We start from the raw sequence: 11,929 nt of genomic DNA on the forward strand, positions 1-11,929 counted from the left end.
GTGTGGCCCCGGCCCGGACCGGTGTCGGCGTTCCGACGGGTTACTGGTTGTGGCCCTTCATCCCGTCGTTGTCATCGAGGGAGTTCATGACTTCGGTGGCGGCCGAGAGCTGGGCCTGGGCGACGACCGCCGCGGCCTGCACGGCGACGGCTGCTCCACCGGTCGCGGCACCCGCAGCGGCTGTCCCGCCCGCGGCACCCGCGCTTTTCGCGCCACCGGCGGCGACACCGCCACCGCCTGGGGCCCCACCGGACGGGCTTCCTGCGCCTGCGGAGGGCGAACCCTTCGGGCTGGACGAGGATCCGCCACCGCCACCGCCACCGCCACCGCCTCCACCGGCGAGGCTGACCGCGCCGCTGGCCACGTTGTTGGCGAAGTTGAGGGCGACCGTGCCGCCGGAGGTGCCGCCGAGTGCGGCGGTGGCCGGGACGATCAGCTTGAGCAGCGCCGGCAGCGCAAAGGTGGCCATGGCCAGCATGGCCATGCCCGCGATGACCTGGCCGACGTCATTGGGGTTCCGCGTCATCGCGGTGGCGGAGTAGATGATCAGGGCAGCCGCAGGCTTGTAGAGCAGCCAGGCGGCCAGCCAGCCGATGTGCTTCTTCCACCAGCCCTCGCCCCATCCGGTCATCGAGGACACGGCAGCGAGCGGAAGCGTGCCGACCAGCATGATCATGACGCCGATGCGGATGTACATCAAACAGATCTGCACGATGGTCGAGATCATCACGAGCAGGCCGAAGATGAGCATCAGGCCTGGGTAGTGCATCGTCATGACGCCCAGGATCGTCTCGGCCTGGTCGCCGAGGTTGGACGCCTCATAGACGTTGGCGGCATAGGTGTCCGCCGCCGTGGTGAGCGCCTGCACCACGGGGACCGCGAGCGCGCCCACGAGGAGCACTCTCCACATCCCCATGAAGGCGGCCTTCATGGACTCGCCACGCCGGTCGACGGCCATCCGGATACAGGCGAACAACAGGGAGGCCACGGCCACATAGCCGACCAGCATGTTGGTGGCACCCTTGATCTCATTGATCACTGGTTCCGGGCCCTGCGGTTCGATGTTGATCCAGACACCGGTGAGCGACTTGAGAACCTCCGATGTCGCCTCACCGATCGCCTTGGCGAAGGCCAGCACGCCACCGGCGGCGAGCGCCTCACCACCGGAGTTCAAAGCCCATTCCAGGCCCGCGCCGATGCAGTCGAATATCAGTGCGGAGCAGTCGGCCATCTCACGCCTCCCAGGTGACGAAGCCGTTGGTGCCGCTGACCTGCGCCACCCCGGAATAGATGGTGCCGTCCGACTCGGGGGCCAGCTTCCAGTCGCCTTCGTGCCAGGCCACGTTGACCGAAGCGGTGCCGTACACACCGGCGTTGGGGCCGCGGACCAGAACCATCACGGTGGCCGCTTCCTCGCTGTACGCGAGGACTGCGAACCCGGAGTATCCACTGGCCTCGGCCTTGCCCGACTTGCGTCGGTCCTCCTCCTGGGCGCGGCTGGCGGCCAGCGCGTCACGCCCCTGGCCCGGCACGACCTGACGTTCGATCACTTCCCGCCATCCCGCGTATCCGAGGTGGTCGGTGATGGAGTGGACGGCGAGCACCGCTCCCATCGGCGTGTGAGCGAAGCAGGACCAGACGGGGCCGTCGTATTTGAGCGGGCCGGCGCTTTTCGAGACGGGGACCAGGGTGGTGCCGTTGGCCCTCCAGCGGAAGTCCTTGGGTACCGCGGTGGGCTTCTTCTGGTCACTGTCGTCGGTACGGCAGCCCGCCGGTCGGGTGTCGCCGGCCCCGCCACTCCGTGTGGCGGTCGGGCTTGGGCTCGGGGCCGGATCGTCGTCCGCCCGCGTCGTGTCGCCGTCGCCACCGAGCGCTACCCCGACGACACCCATGAAGAGCAGGGCCAGAAGGAACGCGGCCGACAGGATCCAGCCGCGCTGCTGCCAGAAAGGTTTCTCCCACTCTCCACTCCCTCCCCTGGACGGGCCGGAGTTCACCATGGTCGCCCTTTCTCTCACCTTCCTCCGGAAGACCGATCTAGAAGACGAAGTTCACTATCGGTCCGGCCGTGGCAACCAGGACGCATCCGCCGAGGACCATGCCGAGGCGGCCCATGTGCTCGGAGCCCTCACCGCGCCGCATGGAGATCGCCATCATGGCGCCGGTGATCAGTACGCCGGCCACACCGGCCGCCGTACCCACCCACGCGAGGAGGCCGAGGACCGTGTCGACCTTGTCGGTGAGCTCCGTCGGCGCGTCCGCCTTGGGGGTCGGCGCGGCCAGGAAACCGTGTTGGACCTTCGTTGCGAGTGTTGCGAACATGCTTTCTCCCTGATTGTCGGCCGTTGCCGTGTGGTGGCTGAACGAGAGTGGCGGCTCGGGCTCCGTCGGCCCAAGTCATGTAGCGAATCAGCACCCGTTGGTGACATGTCCGCGACATTGGGTGGTGTCCTGGCGCGGGCGGCTGTGCGGTTCTGGCGGGCCTTGTCGCTGTGCAGTCGATGGACCGTCGTTCAGTTCAGGAGAAAAGTCACGACGGGGCCGGCCGTGGCGCCGAGCACGCAGGCGCTCATCACCAAGAGGAATTCGCGTAGATACTCGTCGCGGCCGCCGCTCCGCACGGCGATCGCCATACGGATTCCGATGAACAGCAGACCCGCCACCGCGGCAGCGGAGACGAGCCAGGCCATGTATCCGAGAATCTTGTCGAGTTCCATGGTGACGACGGGGCTGATCTCGATGGGCTCGGGTGACTTGTTGTCGAAGGGCGAGGGGGTCGCCACTGAAGCTCCTCGTCATGGTCTTTCCGGACGCGGCGCCGCGTCCGTGAGCAGACGGGCCAGTGCCGCGGTCTCCCGCGGCGCGGGGGCGGAGAGGTCACCGGTTCGCCAGGTGGGCACCCAGGGGACCCGGTGGACGCTGATCGCCGAGCCGATCACCTTGATGCGTTGGACCAGTTGGCGGGGCAGACGCCCCGGCGCGTCTGCCACCAGGACCGCCGCGACGGCCGTGAGACCGGGCGGTTGCTCTCCTCGGCGGAAGAGGTCGAGCGTCTGGGACAACGCCTGTAGTCCGGCGGCATGGGTACGGGCCACCAACAGAAGCGAATCAGGCTCCCCTTGGTCAGGCCGAGGCCAGGCCCGGCCGACGTCGACACCGCCGAAGACGGCCGCCATCGTCGTCGCGCCCGCTCCGCCGTGCACGGACACCCAGGCCAACCGGCCCGGAACCAGCGGCACTTCGGCCGCCTGCGGAGGTGGTGCCGCTTGCTCAGGCGTGGTGACCGGTCCTCGTAGCCAGATCTCCGGCCCACCTGGCGTGCTCCCTTGCACCGCCGAATCTCCCCCCCCGTGCTGAATCAACGGATTACGGTTTGATCATCTCTGATGTCAGAGTGACAGGTAATACCACGCGAAGCCTTGGGACAAGTTCGTGACCCGGTGGTTACTTACGCGAAGGCCGATGCTTGTGAGACTCAACTGACGATGCCGTAGAGCTACTTGATGCCGAGGGGAGCGAATGTCGCAGAACGGGGGGAGGCCGACCACATGGTTGGTGGTGGGTGGAGTGGCGATGATCATATTTCCCGTGGTCATGATGGTCGGGGTGGGCGACGGCGGGGATGCCGTCGCCGAGGGGAGCGGCGTGGGCGGCGGCCTCAACGACGGCACGGTGCCCGCCCAGTACGTCCCCTGGGTCCTCAAGGCCGGCGCCCTGTGTGACGTGATCAAGCCAGCTGTCATCGCGGCCCAGATCGAGGCCGAGTCGGGCTGGAACCCCAACGCCAAGTCACCGGTGGGCGCCGAGGGACTGTCCCAGTTCATGCCCACCACCTGGCCGAGCTGGGGCAGGGACGACGACGGCAACGGCCGCGTGTCGCCGTACGACCCGGGTGACGCCATCATGGCGCAGGGGCGCTACGACTGTGCCCTCGCCGAGGATGTCGAGGGGTACAAGAAACGCGGACAGGCATCCGGCGAGACCCTCGACCTGACACTCGCCGCGTACAACGCGGGCCCGGGTGCCGTCGAGCAATACCACGGCATACCGCCGTACACCGAGACGCAGAACTACGTCGTGCGCATCAAGTCGCTGATTCCGAAGTACGAGTCGGTCGACGATCCGCCGGGTGAGATCCCCGCCGGCCAGCGGATGGCGGCGCCGCTGCGCGGCAAGCTGCTGGTCACTTCCCCCTACGGCATGCGCATGCACCCGATCCAGCACGTCTACAAGCTGCACACGGGCATCGACTTCGGGGCGCCCGCGGGGACGCCCTTCCTGGCCGCCATGGACGGCAAGGTGACCTTCGCCGGCTGGTCCAACGGGTACGGCAACCGTGTGGTCGTCTCGCACGGCACGATCAACGGCAAGAAGGTGACCACGACCTACAACCACATGTCAGCCTTCGCCGTCTCCGTGGGACAGCAGGTCAAGGTCGGCCAGCGAGTCGGCGCGGTCGGCTCCACCGGCTTCTCGACCGGTCCGCACGCCCACTTCGAGGTCACGGAGAATGAGAAGTATGTGGATCCGGCTCCGTGGCTGGGGCTGAAGTAGTGGAAGAGGGGGACGCCATGGGGGCGGCGGAGACGCGAACGCGGGATCTGTCAGGTCGGGTGAACCGGATGGACAGCGGGCTCGGCCTGCGGGCGGCCTCGTGCGCGCGACGGACACGACCCGGCCGTACACTGCGCGGGGCCGTGGCCGGGGCGCTCGCGTCCGCCACTGCGCTCGCCCTGTTGTCGGGGTGCGGACTGCCCGATCACCGTCAGAGTCAGACCGGACAGAGTGGAAGCGGGTCGTCGGCGTCGGCGCCACCCTCCATCGCCCCCAAGGCGCCCGTGCCGTCCGGAAAATCCCTGGGCCTCGACGCACACGTACCGGTGCAGAACGCTGTGGACGACAAAGACCCCACCGCCGTCTCCCAGGCTTGGGCCGAACTGGCGTACAGCTACGACACGAAGTACGACGCGAGTCCGCACGACGCCCTGCTCCGCGCGACCCGCTGGTGCACGAAGCGCAGAGCCGCGATCGAGCGTTCCTACCGAGGGGCGAGCGGTCCCGGGAACGACTGGAACGTCTGGGCACGGCATCAGGCCTGGACCACCGTGACGGTGAGCGTCGAATTGGAGGACGACGCACCCAAGGACGGTGCGAAGGTCGCCTACCGCAACCTCGTCGTGGAGGGGGAGGCACAGGGCAGGGACGGCTGGAACGGCCGAGGACCACGTCTGAACGCCTATCTCAAGCTGGTACGTTCTGCGGCGGGTGATGCGTGGCGTGTGAATGATGTGAACGTGATCGAGGCCGTGGACCCCCCGAGCCCGAAGAGTCCGTCAGCCTCCGCCACCTCCGCACACTCTTCCGCCCAGTGAGGGAAGCGATGTCCAGATTCGGTCGCGGCGAGAAGCAGCGTCACAGGGGCCGGCCCGAGCAGGGACGGGATCCCGTTTCGGCGCTCACCCCCATTGAGGTCCACGTGACCGCCCACGGCCAGGTCACCGTGGGCGGACTCCCCGTCGCTGCTGGCCCTGGCGAGAGCGTCCAGGAGGCGGTACTGAACTATCTCCACCGGCTGGTTCTCGCCACGGGGCACGCTGTGAACGCGTTGGTTCACGACGAGCGCATCGGGTTCAGCACCCCGTTGAAGGTCGTGGCGGACGGGTCGAGTCATTTCGCCGCCGAGCCGGTGCCGTTGGCCGGGGGCATGGTCACGGCAGCGGTCGGGACAGCCGATGGGCCGGGTAGGAGTACCGTCCCGGGACGGGCGGAGGAGTCGGCCCCCGCTGCGACGCCGCCGGAGCCGAGTGCGGGGCCGGTCCCCGCGGAGAGACCCGCACCGGCGCCGTATCCCGCCGTTCGCGATTCTCCTGCGCCCATTCCGGCACCCGCGGCGGCCCCCACCCCACCCCAGACGGTTTCCGCCGCCACGAAAGAGTCGGTCGCCCCCTCTCTCTTGGCCGAGCCGGTGCTGCGGATCAACGAGGCCGTGCAGAGGGGTCGGATCGAGTCGGCGGCGGCGATGGCGGAGCAGAGCATCGCGTCGGCGACGAAGTCCCTGGGCGAAGAACACCCAGAGGTGCTCCAACTGCGCGAACTGGCCGCCTACATAGCCTATTTGGCAGGCGACGCGCAGCGCTCGTGCGCTTTGTCCATGGACCTCGCCAGGATACGCAGACGTCAGGGAGACGTACGGGCCTACGCCAACGTGCAGAGCGCGGCTGCCGCGTGGCGAGCCGTGCGCGACCCGGCGCAAGGGCTGGCCATCGGTGGTGAACTGATCAGTCTGTGGAGCGAGTTGGCTGCCGAGGGCGGCCCGGCCCAAGTCGACTTCCAGCAACTTGAGGCAGCCCGTGCCCGCATGGGCCGCCTCACCGAACGCGTACGCGTCCGCCAACAGAGCCGATGATCTCGATGGCGAGCTGAGCTTGCGTGATTTTCCAGGCCGCGATCCCTCCGTCCGGTCGGTCCGGGCGGAGGGCGGCGGCACCGCCGAGAGAAAGAGAAGGCAGACATGGGCGAAAGCCGTGACGACGAACCCGTCTCCCGAGAGGACATCCGCGCCGAGTGGCGCGCCCTCGTCGAGTCGGGGGAAGCACTTCCGGGAACCGGGCTGGACGCACTGAGCGCCCGTATGCGGGCCACCGGGAACTGGCCGGAGGATCTCCGCTCAGCGCCGGTGATCATCGACACGGACATCGGCGGAGACGCCGACGACGCTTTGGCGGTCGCGGCGGCGGCTCGCTCCCTGCCCCGGCTGACCCTCGTTCTGACCAGCGACGAGACCGGACCCGCCGTCGGTTACGGAGCACGGGCCAGGTTCGCCCGGCTTCTGCTCGACCTGACCGGCCGTACGGATGTCGCGGTCGCGTCGGGCATCTCCCTCGGAGACACCAAGTACTTCTGCGCGGAGGGGTTGGTGCCCGACGACCTCCCTGAACAGCCGACCGATGTCGTAGCGGCCGTGCGAGCCGTGTGCGCGGCAGCGCCGGGACCGGTGCAGTGGATCGGCATGGGCCCACTCAGCAATCTCGCGCTGGTGTTGGAAGCGGCTCCCGAACTGGCCTCCCGGCTTCACGTCACCCAAATGGGTGGGGCCCTGAACTACCGCGACCCCAGCCGGGCCGAGCACAACTTCCGACTGGACGTGCCGGCGGTGCACAAGGTCTTCGACGCGGTGGGCAAAGGCCTGTTGCCGACGCCGTACTTCGTCACCTCCGAGGTCACCTTCAACACGGCCATCGAGATCACGGCCGACCACCCGGTCTACCGCGTCCTTGCGGCACCCGGTGCACCCGCATGGGCCACCGTGCTGGTGGCACACATGCGACAGTGGTTCGAACGCTTCCACCCAGGCACGATTCAGCACGACGCACTGACTCTGTCGGCAGCGCTCCGACTGCCCTTCGTCGAGTTCGACAAGATGCCCGTGGTCGTGGACGGCATTGGACGCACCACCCGCTCCGAGGCAGGCGCGGCGGTCTGGCTGAGCCTGTCGGCACGCTACCCCGCCTTCATGCGGTGGCTCTCGCCTCGGCTGGACCCGGCCTGGAAGCCGACTGAAAAGGGGGCCTGATGACTCTGCGCCCTGTCGACGACCTGTATGGCCAGGTGGCCGACATCCACGCGGGCTACGGCCTTCAGGACCCCGCGCACCGGCAAGCGGTAGAGGAGGCGTACGCAGCTTTCCGTGAGCACAGCGGGCCCTTCATGGTGTCCGTAGCCGCGGACATGCTCGACGACCTGCGTGCCGATGTCCAGCAGAACCCCGACCGGGTGATCGCCTTCCTCGGTCGGGACGGTCACAGCCTGGCCGCGGCCGTGCGCGGGCTGGATCCGGAGTTCTTCGACCGGCACTGCCGTGAAGTGGTGGTGTCCAGGGCTGTGGTCGATGCGGCGCTCCAGGACCTGGAGAAGAACGTCGGAGCGAGTTTTCCAGACGCCGAGGCATTCCGCGGTGCCCGCAAGAAGGTGGACCCGGCGGACGTCGACGGTTCCTATCAGAACCTCACGGACTACCTCCGTGCCTCGGGAGTCCCTATGGGATTGCCGAACACTTCGGTCACCGTCGTGGACACCAGCTTCAAAGGCACGGTTCAGGAACTGATGACGGCGGCCTATCCGCAGACGGAGATCCAGGGCAGGTACGCGTTTCTGGCACTCTCCCCGGACGACCCGCACCCTGAGGCCAAGCAGGGCTACGTCTTCCACCAGGAGCCGGACGCCGTCTGGCAGGGGCTTCCGCAGTCGTACCTTCCGGAGCAGCGTTCGCAGACCTTCGGCAACCAGGACGCACTCGGTGTGATCGAGGAGACGCTGCACGGGCCGATGGGCAGTCCGGTGAACATCACCGCGCAGGGCCCTCATCAGTTACCGCAACAGTTCGACCCGCAGCCGCTGGTGGGCATCAATCCGGTCCGCGTCGCGGATCAGTACCGCGATCCAAAGGTGCGCGAAGCCGTCAAGGCCGCCGCTGTACTCGCCGTGCACGACAGCGCGGTCGAGACCGCACGGAGTCGAGACGCCGGGCGCGACTGGAAGGGCGAACTCCAGCAGTCGCGGGAGAGGTTCACCGACCAGGTGCGGTCCTGGGTGTCCAGGGACGGGCAGACTGACGGCAGGCTCTCCACTGTCCTGGACAGCTTCGTCCGGCGCGGCGACAAGAACGTCGTCAAGGACCTGGACAAAGCACTGAAGCACGCAGGAGTGAACCAGCAGGCGGCCGAACCGCTCTGGAAGCGGTTCGGCGAGTTGAAGACCCTCGAGGAGAAGAAGCGGTTCGCCAAGGACGCCACCACGCCGGCGCCCGGCAGTGGCAAGACACCGCAGGAACACCTGCGCGGGGTCGTGACCGCCGCTGGTAGTTTCCTCTCGCCGCAGGCCGGAGGTGGGGGAACGTCGGTGGCCAAGGCCGCCGGACTTCACCTGAAAGGAAGGTCTCCTGGCACTCCTGGTGCGCAGAACTCCGCGAACCAGCAGACCGGCAGGACTACCGGCGCAGGCTCCTGGCGAGTACCTCGACAGCCCGGGCCACCACCGCCGGGGAGCGACAGGGGAGGGCCGAAGCGCTGAATCATGGCCACCAGGCCGAGCCGGCCAGGCTTCTGCGACGTGTCTGTGACGCCGTGGTGACGTGAAATCGTAGGCGAGCCGGGAGACTTGGGACCAAGTGTGGGGCCGGTTCCCCGGCACGACAGAGTGAGGGAACAGATGCGTCGACCCAGCCGGGAGAAGAAGACGGAACAGAAGCGTTCGGCATCCTCGGCCGCCCCGGCGGCGGTGCCGGTCGATGTTCATGTCCCCGCGGTCGGCCCCGGGGCGGGCGCTGCCTGGATCGGAGGCGTGTCGGTCGTCGCGTCGCACGGCCAGGAGATCCAGGACGCCGTCCTTCGGCACCTTCACCGGATCGCCCTCGCTGCCGGACACCCCGTGCACGCCACGGTGCACGATGAGCGCATCGGGTATGTGGTGCCGTTGCGTGTATGCGTGGACGGTGCCAGCCAGTTCGCCGGCGAGCCCGTACGGGTGGCAGAGCCCTGGCACGTCGGCGAGGCGATTGCCGAGCCACAGACCGGGGACGCGGTCGCGCCTCGTTTTGCCGGCGGGCAGGTGTCCGAGACCGCCATGGCAGCCGCGCGTCCGGAGATCTCGCCGACAATTCGCCGCGACAGGTCGACCCAGATCCTGCGTGCCGTACCGGAGACGGCGGTACCGGAACAAGCGGTCGGCCCTGCGGCCGTAGCCGCGCCTGGCGCCGTTGGCGAGGTGCGGCATGAGCCCGAGGTGTGGCACGCACCGAGCGTGGCGGGCGCGTCTTCTGCCTCGGCCGGGGTGCCCGCGCCGGGGCACGCGGCCGCCGGGCGCCCCGCATCGGAAGCCACACCTCCTGCCGAGCCAGTGGTGGCTTCCGAAGCCCCGTACGCACAGGCACAGCGCGGTGACTCCGCACACGGCGACCTCACCTCTCGGACGAGGCGGGAGCCGAGCACCATGCGGTTGTCGGCGGTGGAGCCGACGGGTGCGGCGGAGTCCATCGCTCCCGGGACTCCCGGGCGCCCGTCCGGAGAGCCCCGGACGATGCCTCTCACCAGGGCGAAGCAGGGGCCATCGGAGTCGGCGACGGGTGGGGTCGCGCCTTCGACGTTCGTCCTGCGTAAGATCCCGGAACCGAAGGACGGTCCACTCGCGCAGTCCCCCGGGGCCCCGAGGCCCTCGCAGGACCCGCCCGGCACCACGGCCGAGGCAGGCAGGGCGGATCCGTCATCTGCCGGAAGTCGGCACCCGGCCCCGGCCATCGGTACCGTCTCACCCCCGACGGGTGAGTTCGGCCCGGTGACCGAACGCATCCCCGCCCCCGGGCCGGCCGCGGATCCGCAACCGTGGCCGCCGGGGCAGGGTCAGGAACCGGCTTACACCTCGGACTGCGGTGCGCATCCTGCGTCGCTTGAGCCGCGACCCTGGCCGCCGACCCCCAACCAGTCTTCCGATCCGATGCCCGCGATCGTGCCCCCTTCGGCACCGGCACCCGTGCTCGCGCCTCCGGAGGAGTCCGCGACGGACTCCTATGTCGCTCCCGAGTGGAAGGTCGAGGAAGAGGACCCCGGTCCCAAACCGGCCCCGGTTCGGGAGTTCGACGCGGTGGCTGAAGCCGTGTTGGAGTTGGAGGGGACGAACGGCGGTGCGACCTCCCTCTTCGCGGAGCCCATGTCCCGCATCAACGAGGCCGTGAAACTGGGCCGTATCCAGGAGGCCGCGGAGATGGCCGAGCAGACCGTCGCCCAGGCGACCGTCGCGCTGGGCCCCCAGCACCCCGAGGTCCTGAAGCTCCGCGAACTCACCGCCTACATCGCCTACTTGGCCGGTGACGCCCTCCGCTCGTTCCACCTCTCCCTCGACCTCGCCGGCCTCCGCCACCGCATGCGCGACCAGCGTGCCGCGTACGGCAACATCCAGAGCGCGGCGGCCGCCTGGCGCGCGGTCCGCGACCCGTTGCAGGGCCTGCACCTGGGCCGCGACCTGATCGCCGTCTGGACCGACCTCGCCGCGGACGCCGGCCCCGCCGCCGACGACGTGGAGCAACTGGAGAAGGCCCGCACCCGCATGACCCGCCTCACCGACCGGGCCCGCGCCCTCGACTCCGCCCCCTACGCCCATGGCCAGTGACCCCACCGGCAACCACCACGACAGAGGACCCGCCCGGGCCCGCGCCTGGTTGCGACCCGCCCGCATGGACGAGCCCCGAGCCGGCGCCTCCGCCCGCCGCGCCGACGGTGGTGCCCCGCACCCGCGCCCTCCCCGCCCTCCGGACGCGCCGCGCGACCCGGCCGTCGCCCGACGCGTCCAGGCGGCCCACCGCCGCTCCCCGCGCCCGGCGGCCCCCGACCACGCCGGTCCCCGCCCCCGGGTGGAGGTCACGGTCAACGAGCTGACCGGCACGATGAGTTGGCGCACCCTCGACCGATCGGCGCCTGCATCCGGCGCAGGGGACGGCAACCCGCGCACCCCACACCGCCGTATGCCCGGCCACACGGCCCCCTGGAGCGCCCGCGCCGCGGCCCTGCGCTCTGCCGGCCTGGACCCCTCCCGCGCCCCCGGACAGGACGCCGCTCCGATTGCGACGCACCCCGCAGCCGTACGGGCCGCCCTCAGCACCGACGTCGCGGCGCTCACCCCCGAGGCGCGGCGGAGCCATCTGGCCCGGCTCGGCGCCCTGCGCTCCGAAGCGGTCGCCGGTCTCGCCGAGAGCACCCGCATGCCCACAGCGGTCGCGGCCCGCCTCAGATCGACGACCGCGACCCCGACCCACACCCACGTCCTCGCGACACGCGGCACGGCAACTACGACGCACCCACCGGCGTACGCACCGGCGTACGCACCGGGGGCGCGCCCACACACCCCGGCGGCTACAGCTCACCGCCCACAGCGCTGATCC

General features: G+C 69.5%; 12 protein-coding genes. 7 read left to right on the top strand and 5 right to left on the bottom strand.

Annotated elements, in window-relative coordinates:
* Positions 1 to 40: 40 nt before the first annotated feature.
* The 5 genes from L3078_RS27715 to L3078_RS44780 all read right to left on the bottom strand — a co-directional run bounded on the left by L3078_RS27715 (position 41) and on the right by L3078_RS44780 (position 3,095).
* Positions 41 to 1,231, bottom strand: a complete 1,191-nt coding sequence (locus L3078_RS27715) for a hypothetical protein (protein ID WP_239756669.1) — start codon at positions 1,229 to 1,231, stop codon at positions 41 to 43.
* Between the two features lies 1 nt (position 1,232).
* Positions 1,233 to 2,000, bottom strand: a complete 768-nt coding sequence (locus L3078_RS27720; protein ID WP_239756670.1) for a DUF8175 domain-containg protein — start codon at positions 1,998 to 2,000, stop codon at positions 1,233 to 1,235.
* Between the two features lie 37 nt (positions 2,001 to 2,037).
* Positions 2,038 to 2,322: a hypothetical protein gene (locus L3078_RS27725; protein ID WP_239756671.1), complete on the bottom strand. Its 285-nt coding sequence runs from the start codon at positions 2,320 to 2,322 to the stop codon at positions 2,038 to 2,040.
* A 191-nt stretch (positions 2,323 to 2,513) separates the two neighbouring features.
* A complete protein-coding gene (locus tag L3078_RS27730) occupies positions 2,514 to 2,783 on the bottom strand; it encodes a hypothetical protein (RefSeq protein ID WP_239756672.1) in 270 nt (89 codons plus the stop codon).
* Positions 2,784 to 2,795: 12 nt separating this feature from the next.
* Positions 2,796 to 3,095 carry a hypothetical protein gene (locus tag L3078_RS44780; protein WP_338059526.1) on the bottom strand — a complete coding sequence of 100 codons (300 nt, stop codon included), beginning with the start codon at positions 3,093 to 3,095 and terminating at the stop codon, positions 2,796 to 2,798.
* Positions 3,096 to 3,573: 478 nt separating this feature from the next.
* Between L3078_RS44780 and L3078_RS27740 the strand changes: the two genes are divergently transcribed.
* From L3078_RS27740 to L3078_RS27770, 7 genes are all read left to right on the top strand, one after another.
* The gene (locus tag L3078_RS27740; RefSeq protein ID WP_239756674.1) at positions 3,574 to 4,554 is read left to right on the top strand and encodes a peptidoglycan DD-metalloendopeptidase family protein; all 981 of its coding nucleotides are present in this window, start codon (positions 3,574 to 3,576) and stop codon (positions 4,552 to 4,554) included.
* Positions 4,555 to 4,892: 338 nt separating this feature from the next.
* Positions 4,893 to 5,372 carry a hypothetical protein gene (locus L3078_RS27745; RefSeq protein ID WP_239756675.1) on the top strand — a complete coding sequence of 160 codons (480 nt, stop codon included), beginning with the start codon at positions 4,893 to 4,895 and terminating at the stop codon, positions 5,370 to 5,372.
* A 614-nt stretch (positions 5,373 to 5,986) separates the two neighbouring features.
* Positions 5,987 to 6,406, top strand: coding sequence for a hypothetical protein (locus tag L3078_RS44785; RefSeq protein WP_338059527.1), 420 nt, complete (start codon positions 5,987 to 5,989; stop codon positions 6,404 to 6,406).
* A 105-nt stretch (positions 6,407 to 6,511) separates the two neighbouring features.
* Complete coding sequence (locus L3078_RS27755) at positions 6,512 to 7,573, top strand: nucleoside hydrolase (protein ID WP_239756677.1); 1,062 nt, start codon at positions 6,512 to 6,514, stop codon at positions 7,571 to 7,573.
* A complete protein-coding gene (locus L3078_RS27760; RefSeq protein WP_239756678.1) occupies positions 7,573 to 9,069 on the top strand; it encodes an ABC transporter permease in 1,497 nt (498 codons plus the stop codon). The genes L3078_RS27755 and L3078_RS27760 overlap by 1 nt, the downstream gene beginning before the upstream one ends.
* A 1,419-nt stretch (positions 9,070 to 10,488) precedes the next feature.
* Positions 10,489 to 11,160 (top strand): hypothetical protein, encoded by a 672-nt coding sequence (locus tag L3078_RS27765; RefSeq protein ID WP_239756679.1) that lies wholly within the window; start codon positions 10,489 to 10,491, stop codon positions 11,158 to 11,160.
* Positions 11,150 to 11,926 carry a hypothetical protein gene (locus tag L3078_RS27770; RefSeq protein ID WP_239756680.1) on the top strand — a complete coding sequence of 259 codons (777 nt, stop codon included), beginning with the start codon at positions 11,150 to 11,152 and terminating at the stop codon, positions 11,924 to 11,926. Before L3078_RS27765 ends, L3078_RS27770 begins: the two co-directional genes overlap by 11 nt.
* Positions 11,927 to 11,929 lie beyond the last annotated feature (3 nt).

It is taken from the genome of Streptomyces deccanensis (assembly GCF_022385335.1).
In the GTDB taxonomy this organism is placed as follows: domain Bacteria; phylum Actinomycetota; class Actinomycetes; order Streptomycetales; family Streptomycetaceae; genus Streptomyces; species Streptomyces deccanensis.

Excerpts from the sequence above, each read along its gene's own strand:
- L3078_RS27715 (WP_239756669.1), bottom strand. The coding sequence starts at position 1,231 with ATGGCCGACTGCTCCGCACTGATATTCGACTGCATCGGCGCGGGCCTG.
- L3078_RS27720 (WP_239756670.1), bottom strand. The coding sequence starts at position 2,000 with ATGGTGAACTCCGGCCCGTCCAGGGGAGGGAGTGGAGAGTGGGAGAAA.
- L3078_RS27725 (WP_239756671.1), bottom strand. The coding sequence starts at position 2,322 with ATGTTCGCAACACTCGCAACGAAGGTCCAACACGGTTTCCTGGCCGCG.
- L3078_RS27740 (WP_239756674.1), top strand. The coding sequence starts at position 3,574 with ATGATCATATTTCCCGTGGTCATGATGGTCGGGGTGGGCGACGGCGGG.
- L3078_RS27755 (WP_239756677.1), top strand. The coding sequence starts at position 6,512 with ATGGGCGAAAGCCGTGACGACGAACCCGTCTCCCGAGAGGACATCCGC.
- L3078_RS27760 (WP_239756678.1), top strand. The coding sequence starts at position 7,573 with ATGACTCTGCGCCCTGTCGACGACCTGTATGGCCAGGTGGCCGACATC.
- L3078_RS27765 (WP_239756679.1), top strand. The coding sequence starts at position 10,489 with ATGCCCGCGATCGTGCCCCCTTCGGCACCGGCACCCGTGCTCGCGCCT.
- L3078_RS27770 (WP_239756680.1), top strand. The coding sequence starts at position 11,150 with ATGGCCAGTGACCCCACCGGCAACCACCACGACAGAGGACCCGCCCGG.